Below are 17,069 nucleotides of genomic sequence, written 5' to 3'. Positions count from 1 at the left end.
GGGGGAGGGATGCCGACCGTCGTGGGGTCGGCATCCCGTGCGTCACAGGCGCGTCCAGGCCTCGGTGAGCGTCGCGCGCAGGATCTGCTCGATCTCCGTGAACTCGGACGGTCCGATGGTCAGGGGCGGCGCGAGCTGGATGACGGGGTCGCCGCGGTCGTCGGCGCGGCAGTAGAGACCGGCGTCGAAGAGCGCCTTCGAGAGGAATCCGCGCAGCAGGCGCTCCGACTCGTCGTCGTCGAAGGTCTCCTTCGTGACCTTGTCCTTGACGAGCTCGATCCCGAAGAAATAGCCGTCACCGCGCACGTCGCCGACGATCGGGAGGTCGAGCAGCTTCTCCAGCGTCGAGCGGAAGACGGGGGAGTGGGTGCGGACGTTCTGCAGCAGCCCCTCCTCTTCGAACACGTCGAGGTTCTCCATCGCGACAGCGGATGACACGGGGTGCCCGCCGAAGGTGTAGCCGTGCGGGAACGACGCATCGCCGTGCGCGAACGGTTCGTACACCCGGTCGCTGACGATCGTTCCGCCCAGCGGCGAGTAGCCGCTGGTGACGGCCTTGGCGAAGGTGATCATGTCGGGCTGGTAGTCGTACGCCTCGGCGCCGAAGTAGTAGCCCAGGCGACCGAACGCGCAGATCACCTCGTCGGAGACGAGGAGCACGTCGTACTTGTCGCAGATCTCCCGCACGCGCTGGAAGTACCCGGCGGGGGCGGGGAAGCAGCCGCCCGCGTTCTGCACGGGCTCGAGGAACACCGCGGCCACCGTCTCGGGACCCTCGAACTGGATCATCTGCTCGATCCGGTCGGCGGCCCACAGCCCGAACTCCTCGGGGGTGCCGCCCCCGAAGCCGCTCTCCTCGGCCCGGTAGTAGTTGGTGTTCGGCACGCGGAAGCCGCCGGGGGTGACGGGTTCGAACATGTGCTTCATCACCGGCAGGCCGGTGATGGCGAGGGCGCCCTGCGTGGTGCCGTGGTAGGCGATCGCCCGTGAGATGACCTTGTGCTTGGTGGGCTTGCCCTGCGTCTTCCAGTACTGCTTGGCGAGCTTGAACGCCGTCTCGACGGCTTCGCCGCCGCCGGTGGAGAAGAAGACGTGGTTGAGGTCGCCGGGGGCGAGGTGCGCCAGCCGGTCGGCCAGCTCGATCGCCGCGGGGTGGGCGTACGACCACAGCGGGAAGAACGCCAGCTCCTCGGCCTGCTTGGCCGCCGCCTGGGCGATGCGGCGTCGACCGTGGCCGGCGTTGACGACGAACAGTCCCGCGAGCCCGTCGATGTAGCGTTTGCCGGTCGCGTCGAAGATGTGGTGGCCCTCGCCCTTGACGATGATGGGCACTCCGGGGCCCTCGGTCATCGTCGACTGGCGGGAGAAGTGCATCCAGAGGTGATCGCGGGCTTTGGTCTGCAGGTCGGCGTGCTGATTCGTTTCGATGAGGGTCATCGCGTTCCCCAGTTGTAGAGCTGACGGTGGAGCTTGAGATAGACGAACGTCTCGGTCGAGACGACGTCGGGAAGAGACCGGATGCGGTCGTTGAGCAGGTCGATGAGGTCGTCGTCGCTCTCGCAGACGACCTCCACGAGCAGGTCGAACGAGCCCGCCGTCGAGACCACGTAGATCACGCCCGGCAGTTCGGTCATCTGCGCGGCGACGACGCGGGTGTCGCCGGAGACGCGGACGCCGATCATCGCCTGCCGGGCGAAGCCCAACTGCAGCGGATCGGTGACCGCGACGATCTGCAGGATGCCGGCATCCTGAAGCTTCTGCACCCGCTGGCGCGTCGCGGTCTCGCTGAGACCGACGGCTTTGCCGATCTCGGCATAAGAACGACGGCCGTCCTCTTGCAGCTGCTCGACGATCGCCTTGGAGACGCGATCGAGGGCGGGACTGCGTTCGGCCGGGGGACTCATGATGGGCGACGGTATCAGCGCATATACGGCTATATCAATGTTGATCTCGACATTTACGGAGGCGTAACAGCGCGGAAACCGTCGTCACGGGGGATGCCGCGCCTCTTCGGCGCGCGGAACGCGCACGCGCGGGTCCCGCGCGCCGCTACGATGACCGCGGAGGTGCGGATGTCGGGGTGGCTCGAACGGTGGTCGTCTGCGCGCCGCACCGTCCGGCGTCTGACCGCCGCGGCCGCCGTCGCCGCGCTCGCCGTGACCGGGGCCGTCACCGGAGCCGTCGCCGCGCCGAACGCGACCGCCGCCACCGCCCTGCCCGGCTGGCTCTCCACCCGCGGATCGAGCATCGTCACCTCGGCGGGCACGCCGTACACGATCAAGGCCGTCGCCTGGTTCGGCATGGAGACCTCCAACTGCGCCCCGCACGGACTCTGGTCGATCTCGCTCGACGAGGGGCTGCGGTCCATCGCCGGCATGGGCTTCACGACCATCCGTCTGCCCTTCTCGAACGAGTGCCTGGCCGCGTCCTCGACGAACTCGATCAACACCTCCGTCAACGCCGATCTCGTCGGTCTCAGCCCGCTCCGGCTGATGGACACCGTGATCGCCCGCGCGAAGGGCTACGGCCTGACGGTGATCCTCGATCGTCACCGCCCCGACTCCGCCGCGCAGAGCGAGCTCTGGTACACGGGCGCCTACAGCGAGAAGCGCTGGATCGACGACTGGAAGATGCTCGCCCAGCGCTACAAGAACGAACCCGCCGTCATCGGCGTCGACCTGCACAACGAGCCCCACGGGCCCGCCTGCTGGAACTGCGGCGACCCGGCGCGCGACTGGCGCGCTGCCGCGACGCGGGCCGGTGACGCGGTGCTGTCGGTCAATCCGAAGCTGCTGATCATCGTCGAGGGCGTCGAGCGTCAGAACGACGGTTCGAGCACGTGGTGGGGCGGCGGTCTGCGCGATGTCGGCGCGGCACCCGTCGTCCTGAAGGTGAAGAACCGCGTGGTCTACTCCCCGCACGACTACCCGGCGACGGTGCACCAGCAGCCGTGGTTCTCCGCGCCGAACTACCCCGCGAACCTCGAGTCGGTCTGGGATGCCAACTGGGGATACCTCGTGCGCAAGAACATCGCCCCGGTGCTCCTGGGCGAGTTCGGGACGAAGCTCGAGACCGACAGCGACAAGGCCTGGATGACGACGCTCGTCGCCTACCTGGCGAAGACGAAGATCAGTTACGCCTACTGGTCGTTCAACCCGAACAGCGGCGACACCGGCGGACTCGTCACCGACGACTGGCGGACGCTGCAGAAGGCCAAGCTCGCGGCGCTGCGACCGATCCTCGCCCCGGTCGCGGTGCCCACGCCGAAGCCGACCGCCAGCCCCTCGGCCTCGCCGAAGCCGAGCACGTCGCCGAAGCCGAGCACGTCGCCGAAGCCGAGCGCGAGCCCCTCGACGTCTCCGAAGCCCAGCACGTCGCCGAAGCCGACCGCGAGCCCGTCCGCCTCGCCGAAGCCCACGATCTCGCCCAAACCGAGCGCGAGCCCGTCGCTCTCGCCCAAGCCCACCGCGTCGACCTCGCCGAAGCCCTCGACGCCCGCGAGCCTCTCGGCGACCTGGGTGCCGCAGAACGCCTGGGGAGAGGGCTACGTGGCCGAGCTCTCGCTGACGGCCGGCGCGGCCGTGAAGGCGTGGTCCGTGTCGTTCGAGGCCCCGGGCACCACGGCGGTCACGAACGCGTGGGGGATGTCCTGCACGCTGAGCGGGTCCACCGTGACGTGCAGGGGAACCGAGTGGGCGGCCTCCCTCGCCCCCGGGCAGAACGTGCGGGTGGGTCTGCAGGCCGCGGCCACGCGCGCCCCGACGACCCCGCGTCTGTCCGTCTCGGCATCCTGAGCCCCCGACGTCTCCCGACGCCCGCCGGGGCGCGAATTCCATCGCTCACGCATAAGCGGCGTGAGGGTTCGTCGAGGGGAGCGCTGCGTACGCTGCGCGGGTGACTGCCGTACTGATGCCCGCCTCGACCTCCGCCGTCTCCTCTCGGACCGCGCGTCGACGTCCCGGCGCGTGGGCCCTCGGCCTCCTCGCGATCGGCCTGTCGGCGTTGGTCCTGACGGGGTGGCAGGTGTGGGCGGGCGCGCCGAGCGAGTACTACGCCTCGATCGCGCTGTCGATGAGCAGGTCGTGGTCGAACTTCTTCTTCGGCGCCGTGGACCCCGCCGGCACCGTGACCCTCGACAAGATCCCGGGGTCGTTCTGGATCCCGGCGCTGTTCGTCCGCGCCTTCGGATACTCGGCCTGGGCGGTGATCCTGCCGAACGCCCTCGCCGCGGTCGGGGCCGCGCTCATCACGGCCGTGACCGCGAGACGACTCGCGGGCGTGCGCGCGGGACTGTTCGCCGGGGCGATCGTCGCGGTGACCCCGATCCTCGTCGCGGTCGCCCGCTCGAATCAGCCCGAGACCTTCTTCGTGCTCGGTCTCTCGCTCACCGCCTACGCCGCGGTGAGGGCGGTCCAGCAGCGCAGCCTCGGTTGGCTGGTGGGCGCCGGAGCCCTGGTGGGGCTGTCGTTCCAGTTCTACATGCTCGAGGCGTGGGCGGTCTGGCCCGCGCTCGCGGCGGCGTACCTCGTCACCCGGCAGTCGTGGGCCCGGCGGCTCGGGCACCTCGTCGTAGCAGGGGTCGTGAGCCTCGCGACGTCGCTGTGGTGGGTCGTGATCGTCTCGCTGATCCCCGCCGGCAGTCGCCCGTACATCGGCAGCACGCTGTCGAACGACCCGTGGGAGATGGTCTTCGGCTACAACGGCCTGGGCCGCTTCAGCGCCACGAGCGACAGCAGCGCGTACGAGTCGTTCACACCGCCGTTCTCGGGCGACCCGGGCGTGCTGCGGTTGTTCAACGCCCAGCTCGCCGGGCAGGTGGCGTGGCTCATCCCCGCCGCGATCGTGGGGATCGCGGTGCTGTGGATCCTGCGGTTCCCCCGCCCCGCGACGGTGCTGCTGACGGTGTGGACCGCGACGTTCGCCGCGATGTTCTCGGCCGTGGCCGGGATGCACCAGTTCTACACCGCGGCGCTGGCCGTCCCCCTCGGTCTCGTCGTGGCGACGGCGCTGGCCGCCGCCCACCGCGCGGGCCGCGCCTGGCCGCAGGTGGCGATCGTGGGCGTGGCGGGGGCGACCGCGCTCGGCATCGGGCTCGCCTCGGGCGGTTACAGCGTGCCGGTCGCGATCGTGCAGGCCGTGGCGGCCGCCGTGGCGATCGCACTGCTTCTGCTCCGCCGGGGTTCGGGGTTGGTGACCACGGCGTTCGTCCTGGTCGGGCTGCTGTTGACCCCGGCCGTGTGGTCGGCGGTGACCGTCGCGCACCCCAATTCGATCAACCCCGTCGCGGGAGGCGTCTCGGAGATGTCGGGCGGCGGTTTCGGCGGGGGAGGGATGCCGGGAGCGGGCCGCGGGGCCGCGGGCTCGGGCGCGTTCCCGGGCGGCGGTGCGGCGGCGGGCGGCAGCGCGCCGGGCGGGTCGGCGCAGGGCGGTAGCGCGCAGGGCGGCTTCGGGTCGGGCTCGAGGCCCGGCGGGTCGTCGGCGCGCGACGGGGCCGGGCGCGCGGCCGGCGACGGCGGAGCGAGCCGCGGCGGAGGGACCGGTGCGGGCTTCGGTGCCGGAGCCTCGACCGCCGACACCGCCCTGCTCGCCTGGCTCGAACAGAACGCCGCGGGATCGACCTACCTCGCCGCGACCTTCGGGGCGCAGTCCGCGGCATCCCTCATCGTCGCGAGCGACGGAGGATCGTTCCTGCCCATCGGCGGATTCAACGGAACGGATGCCGTGCCCACCCTCGACGCGTTCATCGCGCTCGTGAAGGCAGGAGACGTGCGCTACGTCATCGAGGGTCAGGAGCGCGGCGGCGGCGGGTTCGGGGCGTCGGGTACGTCGAGCTCGACCTCGACCACGTCGGCGCAGATCCGGGAGTGGGTCGGGCAGAACTGCGCGATCGACACCAGCGCCCCCTCCACGGTCTACGCCTGCGGCTGAGGTCCCGGCGCGCACTCCCGGGCTCGCCCGCTCGCGCGCCCGTCCGGGCAGTCGCGTGCGCTCGCGCGCCCGTCCGGCACTCGCGTGCGCCCGCGTGCCCAGCCCGGTCCCCGCGTGCACCCACGCGCGCGTCTCGGCGCCCGCGAGCGCCCGCGCGCGCGGCGTCGAGTGTCCAAGACACCCGGAGCGCGGGTAAGTGCGCGGGAGCGCGAAACCGCCCGGGCGCCCCGGGCACTCGGCGGGGAAGATGCGCCGGGGAGCGCGGATGTGCGCGTCAGCCGCGACCGCGGCCGAGGAATTCCAGCCCGGCCTCGCGGAACGCGCGCGCCCCGGGGGCGTTCACGTGGTGGCGGCCGGGGATGTCGGCGAACTCCCCGCGCGGGAGCAGCCCCGCCAGGTGCGCCGACTGGTCGTGGATCGGGTCCTCGGTCCCGGTCGCGATCAGCACGGGCTGCTGCGGGGGAGTCTCGGGGTCGGGATCGGTCTCGCCGAGCCGCATCCCCTCGGCGATCGCGACGAGGGCGCGCAGGTCGTTGCCCGGGACGCGCTCGGCGAGCGAGACGTAGCGCTGGGTGGTGGCATCCTGAACCGGCTCGCCGTGATCGAGGAACGCCCGCGCCTGCTCGACCTTCAACCGCGCGAGGGGGCGACCGTCGGGGATGCCGCCGAGCACGGCGCGCTCGACGTGCTCGGGCGCGTCGACGGCGAGCTGCCAGCCCACGCGTCCGCCGAGCGAGTAGCCGAGGTAGCGCACCTGGTCGACGAGGTAGGTGTCGAGCACGGCGACGAGGTCGGACACGAGGGTCGGCATCGTGTACGACGCGGCGTCGTGGGGCTTCTCGCTCGCCCCGTGTCCGCGCTGGTCGACCGCGATCACGCGGAAGCCGGCGCGCAGCAGGTCGCGCACCCACCCGGTGTTGACCCAGTTGTCGCGCGTGCTCGATCCGAAGCCGTGCACGCACAGCACCGGATCGGCCTCGGGGTCGCCCCACGAGTAGGTGGCGAGGCGCACGTTGTCGCCGACGATGACGAACTGCGCGGGAGGGACCTCGGTGAGGGCGGGCACGGCATCCATTCCTCCGATCCTGGCAGAATCCCGGTGCCGCCCCGGGAAGTGGTCATAGTGGTCTCATGGGTTTCACGCGCGCCGAACTCGAGTCCTTCCGGGATGCCACGGTGCCCGACCTCGTGGAACCCGGGGTGCGCCTGTTGTTCGTCGGCATCAACCCCGGGCTGTGGACCGCGGCGACGGGGACCCCGTTCGCTCGACCGGGCAACCGCTTCTGGCCGGCTCTCGTGGGGGCGGGGATCCTGCCGCACGCCCCGGCCTACTCGGCGCCGCTCGGGGAGGCCGATCGGCGCCTGGTGTTCGACGCGGGCATCGGGGTGAGCAATCTCGTCGCACGCGCCACGGCCCGTGCCGACGAGCTGTCCCGCGACGAGCTGCGCGCCGGCGCTTCGGCCCTCGCGCTCCGCGTCGCCGCGTGGAACCCGCGCGTGGTCGCCGTGGTGGGCCTGACCGCCTATCGTCAGGGGTTCGATCGGCCGAAAGCCGTCGCGGGGAGGCAGGGCGAGGAGATCGCGGGGTGCGAGACGTGGGTCCTGCCGAACCCGAGCGGCCTGAACGCGCACGACACGGTCGCGACCCTCGCCGCCGCGTACGCGGCCCCCGCGCGCGCCGCCGGGCTGATCGGATGACGCGGCGGATCGCGGCCCTCGTCGCCCTCGCCGCGGTGATCGCCGCGGGGCTCGCCGTGCACCGCCTGCTGCCGTCGTCGGTGGCGTCCGACGTGGGCGGCGACGCGCTGTACGCCGTCGCGGCGTACAGCGGACTCGTGCTGCTGTTCCCGCGCGCGCCGCGGCCGGTGCCGGCCGCCGGCGCCGCGCTGTGGTGCATCGGCGTGGAGCTGCTGCAGCTCACCGGGATCCCGCTCGCCCTCGCAGAACGGATGCCGTTCGCCGCCCTCGTGCTCGGCTCGGGCTTCGACCCGCGCGATCTCGTCGTGTACGTGCTCGCCGTGGCGAGCGCGATGGGGATCGATCACGCGGTGTGGACCCGGCGGCGAGTGGAACGCACCGCGCCGCGGTGACGGCGGGCGCGCCTCGGCCGACGCGGCGTCGGGGGGAACACCCCCGCGGTGCACGGCTCCTCCCCGGGGACGGATGCCGCGCCGCTCGCGCGCTCGGGAGTAGCGTGACGGTTCGGCGAGAAGGGGAGGATCCGCGTGATCGTGCAGTTCGAGGGCGTCGTGTTCCGGTGGGAGGCCCGCAGCGACAGCGACTGGTACTTCGTCGCCCTGCCGCCCGTGCTCAGCGACGACATCCGTGAGACCCAGACCTTCCGCCGCGGCTTCGGCGGAGTCCGCGTCGACGCCGTCATCGGGGCGACGGCCTTCCGCACCTCGATCTTCCCCCAGGCCGGTGGGGTGTACGTCCTCCCTCTCAAGCGCGCGGTCCGCGACGCGGAGGGCATCGATCCGGGCGCGACGGTCGTCGTCGAGCTCGTCGTCCTCGACGCGTGAGGCCGCGACGGTGGGGGTGCATGCCGTCGCGTCCGTGCTGACGGCCGGGTCGCGGCCCGGGGAGCCGGCGGCCGTTGCCGCGTACGCCCTGTTCGCCGTGGTGAGCGTCGTTCTCGCGGTGATCGACGTGCGACATCACCGCCTCCCTGACGCCGTGGTCCTTCCCGCGACCGTGTCGGGGGTCGTGCTGCTGTCGCTCGCCGCGGCGGCGACCGGTCGACCGGAACGCGCGACGGAGGTCGCCCTCGGGGCGGCGGGGGCGTTCGCGGCGTGCCTGCTCCTCCACCTCGCCCGCCCCGGGGCGTTCGGGGGCGGAGACGTCAAACTCGCCGGGCTCGTCGGAGCGCACCTCGGCTGGTGGGGCCTCGAGGCCGTGGCATCCGGGATCGGCGTCGGCTTCCTGGCCGCGGGGGTCGCCGCGGCGGGTGTGCTGGCCGCGCGGGGGCGCGGAGTCGACCTGCCGCTCGGGCCGTTCCTGCTCGGGGGCGCCTGGGCCCAGATCCTGGCGCGGGCCGGTTAGGAGACGCCCGCCCTGTCGCGCGACGCGCGGGCGGTCAACCCCGCCGGGCGTCGCCCGCCCGCCCGGATACCCTGACCCCATGGCCGACCTCATCCGTCGCGTCACCGCGTGGGCCCTGTCGCTCCGCCTCGTGCGCGCCTTCCTCGTCTACTCGGGGGCACGCGGCCCCATGCTCGCCGACAGCGTCACCTACCGCACGCTGTTCAGCCTGTTCGCCGCAGTTCTCATCGGCTTCTCGTTCGCCGCGGTCTGGCTCTCGGGCAATCCCGATGCCTTCGCCGCCCTCGAGCGCTCGGTCAACAACGTCGTCCCCGGTCTCGTCGGATCCGACGGCCTCCTCGATGTCAGCGAGATCACCGCGCCCCGGGAGTTCACCGTCGCCGGCGTCATCGGAACCATCGGTCTCATCGGCGCGGCGATCGGCGCGATCGGTTCGCTGCGCTCCGCGCTGCGCCAGATCGCGGGGGTCACCACCGACGACACGCTCCCCGTGCTCGTCATCCTGCGCAACCTCGCCGTCGCCGTGGGGATCGGCGTGGCCCTCGTGGGAGCCGCGGTCGTGACCTTCCTCGCGACCGCCGGTCTCGCCTTCGTGCGAGAACTCCTCGGCATTTCGGCCGACTCGTGGGTCACGGCGGTGCTGACGTGGCTGCTGTCGACGGTCGTCGTGCTGGCGCTCGACACCGCCGCGGTGGCGGTGGCCTTCGCGGCGCTGTCGGGGGTCAAGACCCGTCGCCGCACGCTCGTGCGCGGCGCCCTGCTCGGCGGTGTCGGCCTGGTCGTGCTGCAGCAGTTGTCGGGGCTCTTCGTCGGCGGAGCCGGCAACAACCCCCTCCTGACCACCTTCGCGTCCCTCATCGCGCTCCTGCTGTGGCTCAACCTCTCGAGCCAGGTCATCCTCATCTCGGGCGCGTGGATCACCGTCGCGACCGAGGAGGACCACGATCGCGTCCGCGCCAAGTACGGCGCCTCCACGATGATCCAGTTCCGCGTCCGCCGGGCCGAGAAGGCCGTGCGCGCGGCGACCGGGGAGCTCGAGGCGGCGCGAGCGGCGGAGCGCAAGGAGCGCGAGACCCTCGCCGCGAACGACCCCGCCGCCGCGCAGCGCGAGGACCAGGCCGAGGCGGACTCCCGTGTCTGACACCGCGCCCCGCCCCGCGCGCGTCTCGGCGTACACCGCCGACGCCGTCCGTGCGGCCGAGGCGCCCCTGCTCGCCGAGGGGCGACCGCTCATGCGGTGGGCCGCGCACGCCCTCGCCGAGGTTGTGGCCGCGGAGCGCCGTGACGCGCCGGGCCCGGTGCTGGTGCTCGCCGGGGCGGGAGACAACGGCGGAGACGCGCTCTACGCGGCCGCCGAGCTCGCGGCGGCCGGGGGCGACAGGGTCGACATCGTGCTCGTCCGCGACCGCGTGCACCGTGCCGCTCTCGATGCCGCCGTCGCCGCGGGGGCGACCGTGCGGCAGACCTCGGAGGTCTGCGGGGCGATCGACGACTACGCGCTCGTGCTCGACGGCATCCTGGGCATCGGTCGCCTGGCGGATCGGCGGCTGCGTGGCAGCGCGCGCGCCGTGGTCGAGTGCCTGCGGGCCCGCCCCTCGCTCCCGCGGGTCGTGGCGGTCGACCTGCCCAGCGGTCTCGACCCCGACGACGGATCAGCGGATGCCGCGGTGCTCCCCGCCGACGTCACCGTCACGTTCGGCGCGCTCAAGGCCGGCCTCGTGCGCGGTCGCGGGCCCGCCCTCGCGGGGCGCGTCCATCTCGTCGACCTCGGCCTGGAGCCGTACCTGCGGCTCGCCCATCCGGCCGTGACCGCCGCGATCGGGGTCGTGCGGATGCCCTCGCCCGGGGCGCTCACGGAGCACTGAGGCCGCGGGCCGTGCCGGGGTGCGCGGCGCGGGTGCCGGGGCACGGGTCCCGGGGTGCGCGTGTCGACGCGCCGGTGACCCGCCTCCCGGCCGGATGCGGCGGTCGACGCGGGTCAGCGCGCGTAGCGCTCGACGAAGGTGCGCAGCAGGCGGGAGGGCGCCGTCACCGGTGCGCGACGCACGGCGGCGAGCGTCAGGTCGAGTTCGTCGGCGCCGAAGTAGCCGTAGCCGGCGTAGGCGTGGATGCGGGTGACGATCCCGTCGACGTCGAGCTCGGGGTGGAACTGGGTCGCGTAGACGTTGCGACCGAGACGGAACATCTGCACGGGGCACGTGGGCGACGACGCCAGCAGGGTGGCCGAGGGCGGCAGCGCGCTGATCGCCTCTTTGTGCCCCACGAAAGCGGAGAAGGTCGCGGGCATCCCCGCGGTGAGCGGGTCGTCGCGTCCCGCGTCCGTCAGCGAGACCTCGACGACGCTGATCGGCTCGGCGTAGGTGCCGTCGATCGGGGCGTCCAGGTGGGTGCCGAGGGTGCCGACGCCGTAGCACGCGCCGAGGAAGGGCGCATCGCGCTCGACCACCTCGGCGACGAGCTGTGCCATCTCGGCCTCGACGCGTCGCTGCACGGCGGACTTGCGCTCGAGCGGATCGGAGGCGTTGAACGGGCTCCCGCCCACGAGCACGCCCGACACCGCGTCGAGGTCGATGGCCGGCATCGGTTCGCGCTCGAGGCGCACGCGCCTCAGCCGCTCGGGCGGCAGACCGGTGTAGCGCAGGAAGAGCGCGTACTCCTCGTCGGCGGGACCGTCTTCGGCGCGCGTCGCGAGCAGCACAAAGGGGCGGTCACCGGGCAGGTCCGTCGAACTCACCCCGCGAGTCTAGGCGGGCGGATCCCCGGCCCGGCAGCCGGCGCGGCCGCGGGGGATCGGCGCGAGGCGTCGCGCGGTGTCAAGTCACCGGGCGGTGTCGGGGGCGCGGTCTACGCTGGCGGCATGGCTATTGCACGACTGACCGGAGGCCCGCTCGACGGGCAGGTGATCCCGCTCGAGAACGAGTCCGACGACACGCTGATCATGCCCTACAGCGAGGGTCAGCTGGTCTACCGCCGCGAGGGCGAGCCCACGAACACCGGAGACGCCGACGGCCCCACCCAGGCCGTCTTCGCGTTCGCCGAAGAGACCGAGGACATCAACCCCGACGCCGACGGACGCGACGATTGAGCGCAGGCCCGAGCGGGTCGTCGAGCGTCGAGGTAGAGGCGAAGTACGACGTCGACGACGACACGCCGCTGCCCGACTGGTCGGCCCTCCCGGGAGTGACGCGGATCGGCGAGCCGGAACCGCGGGACCTCGACGCCCGTTACCTCGACACCCCCACGGCCGAGCTGGCTCGCGCGGGTGTGGCGGTGCGGCGGCGCCTGGGCGGCCCCGACGCCGGGTGGCACGTGAAGGGACCCGCCGAGGGCGGGGGGCGCACCGAGACGCAGTGGCCCCTTGAGGACGACGTCGACCCCGACGCCGAACCGGTGGTCCCCGCCGCCGTTCAGGATGCCGTCTCGTCGATCGCCCGACCGCCGTTCACCGCTCTCGCCCGCGTGCGCAATCACCGCACCGCGTACTCCCTTCAGGATGCCGAGGGGCGCGAGGTGGCGGAATTCGTCGACGATCGCGTGCGCGCGCGTGACGAGCGGCGCGATGAGGAATCGTCGTGGCGCGAGTGGGAGGTCGAGCTCGGTCCGGCCGCCCCGCAGGACGACGCCGGTCGCACGGCCTTCTTCGCCGCGGTCGACGCCGCCGTGTTCGCCGCGGGAGGCCGCCCCGCGGCATCCGGATCGAAACTGGCCCGGACGCTCGGTCGCTGACTCCGCAGGTCGCTGGCCTCCCAGGTCGCTGACCCCGCAGGTCGTTGACCCCGCAGGTCGCTGACCCCGCGGGTCGCCGCCCCCGCAGGTCGCTGCCTCCCCACCATGCAGAAGGCCCGCCCGGTCGAACCGGGCGGGCCTTCTGCGTCGTGCGGGGATCAGAGGTTGATCATGTGCCCCGCGAGGCCGTGGAACGCCTCCTGCAGACCCTCCGACAGCGTCGGGTGGGTGTGCACGTTGCGAGCGGCCTCGAGCGCGGTGAGGTCCCACTTCTGCGCGAGGGTGAGTTCGGGCAGGAGTTCGGAGACGTCGGGGCCGATGAGGTGGCCGCCGATGAGTTCGAGGGTTTCGGCGTCGGCGACGAGCTTGACGAAGCCGACGGGCTCGCCGAGGCCGTTGGCCTTGCCGTTGGCGGAGAAGGGGAACTTCGCGACCTTGATGTCGTGGCCGGCGTCGCGCGCCTGCTGCTCGGTGAGGCCGAAGGAGGCGACCTGCGGGTTGCAGAAGGTGGCGCGCGGCATGTTGCGGTAGTCGCCGAGGGTCTGGGTCTCGGCGTTGCCGATGGTCTCGGCGGCGACCACGCCCTGCGCTTCAGCGACGTGGGCGAGCTGCAGCTTCGCGGTGACGTCGCCGATGGCGTAGATGTGGGGGACGTTGGTGCGCATGTGGTCGTCGATGTCGATCGCGCCGCGCTCGGTGAGCTTCACACCGGTGTTCTCGAGACCGAAGCCGTCGACCTTGGGGGCGAAGCCGATCGACATGAGCACGCGGTCGGCGTCGATCGACCCGGTCTGGCCGTCCTTGGCGGTGTAGGCGACGGTGACCTTGTCGCCGTGGTCGGTGACGGAGTCGACCTTGGTGGAGGTGAGGATGTCGACGCCGTAGCCCTTGTACTGCTTCTGGATCTCCTTGGACACCTCGGCGTCCTCGTTGGGCAGCGCCCGGTCGAGGAACTCGATGATCGTGACCTTCACTCCGTAGTTGGTCATGACGTACGCGAATTCCATGCCGATCGCGCCGGCGCCGACGATGACGATCGAGGAGGGCAGTTCGCGGGTGAGGATCTGCTCTTCGTAGGTGACGACGTTCTCGCTGAGGGTGACCCCGGGGAGCAGGCGCACGGTGGAGCCGGTGGCGATGATGACGTTGTCGAAGGTGACCTGCTCCTTGGAGCCGTCGGTCTTGGTCACCTCGATGGTGTGGTCGTCGGCGAAGTATCCGCGGCCCTCGTACTCGGTGACCTTGTTCTTCTTCATCAGGTAGTGGATGCCCTTGACGTGCCCGGCCGCCACCGACCGCGAGCGGTCGAAGGCCTTGCCGAAGTCGAAGGAGACCTCACCGGAGATGCCGAACAGGTCGGCCTTGGCGTGGAAGGTGTGCGCGAGGTCGGCGTTGCGCAGGAGGGCCTTGGAGGGGATGCAGCCGACGTTGAGGCAGACACCGCCCCAGTACTTCTCTTCGACGATCGCGACCGACAGTCCGAGCTGTGCGCCGCGGACGGCGGCGACGTACCCGCCGGGACCCGCACCAAGAATGACCAGATCGTAATGAGGCATGGTTCCAGCCTATCGCCCGGTGGTGCCGCCACCGGCGGTGTTCCGGCGTCCGCGCGCGGCGAACACGTAGACGAGCACCCCGGCCACGATCACGAGGGCGACCGCCAGCAGGATCCACGGCAGCGGGGACGCGTTCGACGCCTCCTCGACGGGGGTGGGGGAGGGCGCAGCCGTCTCGACGGGTGCCGCCGGCGCGGAGGCGGACGCGGAGGGGGATGCCGCTGCCGATGACGTCGTCGATGGCGCGGAGGTCGGCGTCGGGGCCGCCTCGGGAACGGTGAAGGCGAAGGAGCCGTCGATGGGGTGCCCGTCGCTGGAGACCACGCGCCACTTCACGGTGACGGCACCGGATGCCGGCCCCGCCAGCGCCTGGATGACCTCGGTGCCGGACGGCTCGGGGGCGCCGTTCGTCAGCGACGCCCCGGTCGCGTCGGTGACCTCGACGACGGTGGCGCCCGGGTCGGTGAGCACGTCGGCGCTGAAGGTGAGGGTGATCTGCGAGGGGAGCGCCTCCAGGACCGCGTCGGCGGTCGGGTCGGTCGCGACCAGTTCGTCGTGGGCCGAGGCCGGGGCCGCGGGCACGAGGAGCACGACGGCGGCCAGGAGCGCGGCGGCCAGGGCGGCGGGGAGGGTGCGCCGGCGCGGCGCCAGGAGGGACGTCATGCTCCGACCCTAATCAGCGGCGCTGACAGGGAGCCTCGGGTGGGCGTCCGAGACGGTCCGCGCCCGTCGGATCGTGTTCCGCGGCTCGTGAGCGCGCTTCACCCGCGCCTTCCGGCGTCACCGGACTCGACACGACGGACCCCGGGTCGATAGGTTCGAGTGTCTCGTCGGCCGCCCCGCGCCCCGAACCGCGGTGTCCGGTGTCGACGAAATCAGACACATCACGCATCACCATGGCCCGCGCGCGGTCGGCCTCCGTTCGTTCTGGACCGATCGGTTATGGTGAATATGAAGGAGAAGCCGTGGACGAGACCAGCCGATTCGATCGAGACGAGATCAGACGCGCGGCCGACGCCGCCGCCCGCGACCGCTCGCACGACACGACCCAGACCCACGACGCCGACCTGTCGTTCGTCCCCTTCGGAGCCGACCTCACCGAGGCGGAGCTCGAGGCGATCGACGCCCTCCCCTCGGGAGCCGCTCTGCTCATCGTGCGCTCCGGCCCCACGACGGGTGCCCGCTACCTGCTCGATACCGACGTCACCACCGTCGGTCGTCACCCCGAGGCCGACCTCTTCTTCGACGACGTGACGGTGTCGCGTCGTCACGCCGAGATCATCCGCACCGGAACGGCGTTCGAGATCGTCGACCAGCGCTCGCTCAACGGCAGCTACGTCAACGGCGAGCGGGTCGACCGCTCCGCCCTCGTCAACGGCTCCGAGGTGCGCATCGGAAAGTTCCGCCTCAACTTCTTCGGTTCGCCGGTCGACCTGCCCGCGGCAGAGCACTGATGGCGGCAGCCCCCTCCCGTGGTCGTCAGACGGCTGCGGGGCTGCTCAGCATCGGACAGGTGCTCGCGCGTCTGACCCCCGACTTCCCGGCGCTGACCTCGAGCAAGCTGCGGTTCCTCGAGGTGCAGGGGATCGTTTCCCCCACCCGCACGGAGTCGGGCTATCGCAAGTTCTCGCCCGCGGACCTCGAGCGCCTCCGCCTCGCCCTGACCCTCCAGCGCGACCACTACCTCCCCCTCGTCGTCATCCGGGACTACCTCGAAGACCTCGACGCCGGGCGCAACCCCGCTCCGCCCACGTCGATCCCGTCGATGACGACCGCTCCGCGCCGTTACCGCCGCGACGAGCTGCTCGCGGCGGCCGGCGCCGGCCCGCAGCTGCTCAACGACGCGGTGAGCACCGGGGTGATCGCGGGCGCGGAGACCTACTCCGAGCAGACGGTCGCCCTGCTCCGCACCCTCGTCGCCCTTGATCGGCACGGCATCGAACCGCGCCACGTGCGAGGCCTCCGCCAGAGCGCGGAGCGCGAGGTCGCGCTCGTCGAGTCCGCCCTCTCGGCGCTCCTGCGCCGTCCCGATGCGGCCTCGCGCGCGCGGGCGAGCGAGCTGGCGCCCGAGCTGGCGAGCCGTCTCGAAGAGGTGCGTTCGCTGTTCGTGCGCGACGCGATCGAGCGAATGCTGTCCTGACCGCGACACGCCGCGGCCCTCGGAGCGGATGTCATTGCCGGGGGACCCTCGCTGATCTAGCGTGGAGGAAACGAGCAGAAAAGGAGGGCGCGAGCATGAACGCTGGCGACGCAGTCGGCGAACCCCGGTTCGCCACCGACCTCCTCTTCACCGACGGTCTGCCCGAGATGGACGACGACACGGGCTACCGCGGCGCCGTCGCGGCGCGCGCCGCCGGCATCACGTACCGTCAGCTCGACTACTGGGCTCGTACCGAGCTCGTCGTCCCGACGGTCCGCGGGGCGAGCGGCTCGGGGTCGCAGCGTCTCTACGGCTTCCGCGACATCCTCGTGCTCAAGCTCGTGAAGCGCCTCCTCGACACCGGCATCTCGCTCCAGCAGATCCGCACGGCCGTCGACCAGCTCCGGGCCGCGGGCATCCGCGACCTCGCGGGCACCACGCTCATGAGCGATGGAGCCTCCGTCTACCTCTGCACCTCGAACGACGAGGTCATCGACCTCGTCAGCCGCGGCCAGGGCGTCTTCGGCATCGCGGTGGGCAAGGTCCTGCGCGAGGTCGAGTCCACGCTGGTCGACTTCGAGAAAGCGACCCCCGACGCGGTCGACGAGCTCGCCGCGCGTCGCGCCGCCCGCACCGCGTAAAGGGCCTCACTCTCCTCTGATCCCGGATGCCATGGC

General features: G+C 72.1%; 19 protein-coding genes. 13 read left to right on the top strand and 6 right to left on the bottom strand.

From position 1 onward, the window contains the following. Positions 1-42 precede the first annotated feature (42 nt). Together FB047_RS13750 and FB047_RS13745 are read right to left on the bottom strand one after the other, a co-directional pair. On the bottom strand, positions 43-1,437 hold the full coding sequence (locus FB047_RS13750) for an aspartate aminotransferase family protein (RefSeq protein WP_136587774.1): 1,395 nt from the start codon (positions 1,435-1,437) through the stop codon (positions 43-45). Then, on the bottom strand, positions 1,434-1,904 hold the full coding sequence (locus tag FB047_RS13745) for an Lrp/AsnC family transcriptional regulator (RefSeq protein WP_136587773.1): 471 nt from the start codon (positions 1,902-1,904) through the stop codon (positions 1,434-1,436). The genes FB047_RS13750 and FB047_RS13745 overlap by 4 nt, the downstream gene beginning before the upstream one ends. 168 nt (positions 1,905-2,072) lie before the next feature. Here FB047_RS13745 and FB047_RS13740 point away from each other — a divergent pair, with 168 nt between their 5' ends. Together FB047_RS13740 and FB047_RS13735 are read left to right on the top strand one after the other, a co-directional pair. After that, positions 2,073-3,794 (top strand): cellulase family glycosylhydrolase, encoded by a 1,722-nt coding sequence (locus FB047_RS13740; RefSeq protein ID WP_136587772.1) that lies wholly within the window; start codon positions 2,073-2,075, stop codon positions 3,792-3,794. 100 nt (positions 3,795-3,894) lie between these two features. Continuing rightward, positions 3,895-5,928 (top strand): ArnT family glycosyltransferase, encoded by a 2,034-nt coding sequence (locus tag FB047_RS13735; RefSeq protein WP_240752817.1) that lies wholly within the window; start codon positions 3,895-3,897, stop codon positions 5,926-5,928. Between the two features lie 274 nt (positions 5,929-6,202). Here FB047_RS13735 and FB047_RS13730 read toward each other — a convergent pair whose 3' ends face one another. Continuing rightward, positions 6,203-7,003: an alpha/beta fold hydrolase gene (locus tag FB047_RS13730; RefSeq protein ID WP_136587771.1), complete on the bottom strand. Its 801-nt coding sequence runs from the start codon at positions 7,001-7,003 to the stop codon at positions 6,203-6,205. A 56-nt stretch (positions 7,004-7,059) separates the two neighbouring features. Between FB047_RS13730 and FB047_RS13725 the strand changes: the two genes are divergently transcribed. The 6 genes from FB047_RS13725 to FB047_RS13700 all read left to right on the top strand — a co-directional run bounded on the left by FB047_RS13725 (position 7,060) and on the right by FB047_RS13700 (position 10,835). Continuing rightward, complete coding sequence (locus FB047_RS13725; RefSeq protein ID WP_136587770.1) at positions 7,060-7,626, top strand: mismatch-specific DNA-glycosylase; 567 nt, start codon at positions 7,060-7,062, stop codon at positions 7,624-7,626. Beyond that, positions 7,623-8,018, top strand: coding sequence for a ribosomal maturation YjgA family protein (locus FB047_RS13720; protein WP_136587769.1), 396 nt, complete (start codon positions 7,623-7,625; stop codon positions 8,016-8,018). Before FB047_RS13725 ends, FB047_RS13720 begins: the two co-directional genes overlap by 4 nt. Positions 8,019-8,153: 135 nt before the next feature. After that, complete coding sequence (locus FB047_RS13715) at positions 8,154-8,450, top strand: DUF1905 domain-containing protein (protein ID WP_136587768.1); 297 nt, start codon at positions 8,154-8,156, stop codon at positions 8,448-8,450. A gap of 16 nt (positions 8,451-8,466) precedes the next feature. Further along, positions 8,467-8,970 (top strand): prepilin peptidase, encoded by a 504-nt coding sequence (locus FB047_RS13710; RefSeq protein WP_167494246.1) that lies wholly within the window; start codon positions 8,467-8,469, stop codon positions 8,968-8,970. Positions 8,971-9,049: 79 nt separating this feature from the next. After that, positions 9,050-10,111, top strand: a complete 1,062-nt coding sequence (locus FB047_RS13705) for a YihY/virulence factor BrkB family protein (RefSeq protein ID WP_136587766.1) — start codon at positions 9,050-9,052, stop codon at positions 10,109-10,111. After that, positions 10,104-10,835, top strand: coding sequence for an NAD(P)H-hydrate epimerase (locus FB047_RS13700; RefSeq protein WP_240752815.1), 732 nt, complete (start codon positions 10,104-10,106; stop codon positions 10,833-10,835). Before FB047_RS13705 ends, FB047_RS13700 begins: the two co-directional genes overlap by 8 nt. Positions 10,836-10,948: 113 nt before the next feature. Here the strand turns inward: FB047_RS13700 and FB047_RS13695 are convergent, their stop codons facing one another. After that, positions 10,949-11,704, bottom strand: coding sequence for a glutamine amidotransferase (locus FB047_RS13695; protein WP_136587765.1), 756 nt, complete (start codon positions 11,702-11,704; stop codon positions 10,949-10,951). Between the two features lie 123 nt (positions 11,705-11,827). Here FB047_RS13695 and FB047_RS13690 point away from each other — a divergent pair, with 123 nt between their 5' ends. Together FB047_RS13690 and FB047_RS13685 are read left to right on the top strand one after the other, a co-directional pair. Continuing rightward, entirely contained in the window at positions 11,828-12,055 is a 228-nt protein-coding gene (locus FB047_RS13690; RefSeq protein WP_136587764.1) for a response regulator, read from the top strand. Continuing rightward, a complete protein-coding gene (locus tag FB047_RS13685) occupies positions 12,052-12,696 on the top strand; it encodes a CYTH domain-containing protein (RefSeq protein ID WP_136587763.1) in 645 nt (214 codons plus the stop codon). Before FB047_RS13690 ends, FB047_RS13685 begins: the two co-directional genes overlap by 4 nt. Before the next feature lie 158 nt (positions 12,697-12,854). Here FB047_RS13685 and lpdA read toward each other — a convergent pair whose 3' ends face one another. Continuing rightward, complete coding sequence (gene lpdA, locus FB047_RS13680) at positions 12,855-14,252, bottom strand: dihydrolipoyl dehydrogenase (RefSeq protein WP_136587762.1); 1,398 nt, start codon at positions 14,250-14,252, stop codon at positions 12,855-12,857. Positions 14,253-14,261: 9 nt separating this feature from the next. Further along, positions 14,262-14,915 carry a copper resistance CopC family protein gene (locus tag FB047_RS13675; RefSeq protein WP_136587761.1) on the bottom strand — a complete coding sequence of 218 codons (654 nt, stop codon included), beginning with the start codon at positions 14,913-14,915 and terminating at the stop codon, positions 14,262-14,264. Between the two features lie 302 nt (positions 14,916-15,217). Here FB047_RS13675 and FB047_RS13670 point away from each other — a divergent pair, with 302 nt between their 5' ends. The 3 genes from FB047_RS13670 (at position 15,218) to FB047_RS13660 (ending at position 17,033) form a co-directional block, all read left to right on the top strand. After that, positions 15,218-15,706 carry an FHA domain-containing protein gene (locus tag FB047_RS13670; RefSeq protein ID WP_420812656.1) on the top strand — a complete coding sequence of 163 codons (489 nt, stop codon included), beginning with the start codon at positions 15,218-15,220 and terminating at the stop codon, positions 15,704-15,706. Next, a complete protein-coding gene (gene ftsR / locus FB047_RS13665) occupies positions 15,706-16,392 on the top strand; it encodes a transcriptional regulator FtsR (RefSeq protein ID WP_136587759.1) in 687 nt (228 codons plus the stop codon). Before FB047_RS13670 ends, ftsR begins: the two co-directional genes overlap by 1 nt. 95 nt (positions 16,393-16,487) lie before the next feature. Further along, the gene (locus FB047_RS13660; protein ID WP_136587758.1) at positions 16,488-17,033 is read left to right on the top strand and encodes a MerR family transcriptional regulator; all 546 of its coding nucleotides are present in this window, start codon (positions 16,488-16,490) and stop codon (positions 17,031-17,033) included. The last annotated feature ends 36 nt before the right edge of the window (positions 17,034-17,069 follow it).

This window comes from Microbacterium hydrothermale, from assembly GCF_004854025.1.
Lineage (GTDB): Bacteria > Actinomycetota > Actinomycetes > Actinomycetales > Microbacteriaceae > Microbacterium > Microbacterium hydrothermale.
This window is presented reverse-complemented; position numbering and strand designations above follow the sequence as displayed.

What these genes read in the sequence shown, in the direction of transcription:
- FB047_RS13750 (WP_136587774.1), bottom strand. Translation starts at nt 1,437, where the DNA reads ATGACCCTCATCGAAACGAATCAGCACGCCGACCTGCAGACCAAAGCC.
- FB047_RS13745 (WP_136587773.1), bottom strand. Translation starts at nt 1,904, where the DNA reads ATGAGTCCCCCGGCCGAACGCAGTCCCGCCCTCGATCGCGTCTCCAAG.
- FB047_RS13740 (WP_136587772.1), top strand. Translation starts at nt 2,073, where the DNA reads ATGTCGGGGTGGCTCGAACGGTGGTCGTCTGCGCGCCGCACCGTCCGG.
- FB047_RS13730 (WP_136587771.1), bottom strand. Translation starts at nt 7,003, where the DNA reads ATGGATGCCGTGCCCGCCCTCACCGAGGTCCCTCCCGCGCAGTTCGTC.
- FB047_RS13725 (WP_136587770.1), top strand. Translation starts at nt 7,060, where the DNA reads ATGGGTTTCACGCGCGCCGAACTCGAGTCCTTCCGGGATGCCACGGTG.
- FB047_RS13720 (WP_136587769.1), top strand. Translation starts at nt 7,623, where the DNA reads ATGACGCGGCGGATCGCGGCCCTCGTCGCCCTCGCCGCGGTGATCGCC.
- FB047_RS13705 (WP_136587766.1), top strand. Translation starts at nt 9,050, where the DNA reads ATGGCCGACCTCATCCGTCGCGTCACCGCGTGGGCCCTGTCGCTCCGC.
- FB047_RS13690 (WP_136587764.1), top strand. Translation starts at nt 11,828, where the DNA reads ATGGCTATTGCACGACTGACCGGAGGCCCGCTCGACGGGCAGGTGATC.
- lpdA (WP_136587762.1), bottom strand. Translation starts at nt 14,252, where the DNA reads ATGCCTCATTACGATCTGGTCATTCTTGGTGCGGGTCCCGGCGGGTAC.
- FB047_RS13675 (WP_136587761.1), bottom strand. Translation starts at nt 14,915, where the DNA reads ATGACGTCCCTCCTGGCGCCGCGCCGGCGCACCCTCCCCGCCGCCCTG.
- ftsR (WP_136587759.1), top strand. Translation starts at nt 15,706, where the DNA reads ATGGCGGCAGCCCCCTCCCGTGGTCGTCAGACGGCTGCGGGGCTGCTC.
- FB047_RS13660 (WP_136587758.1), top strand. Translation starts at nt 16,488, where the DNA reads ATGAACGCTGGCGACGCAGTCGGCGAACCCCGGTTCGCCACCGACCTC.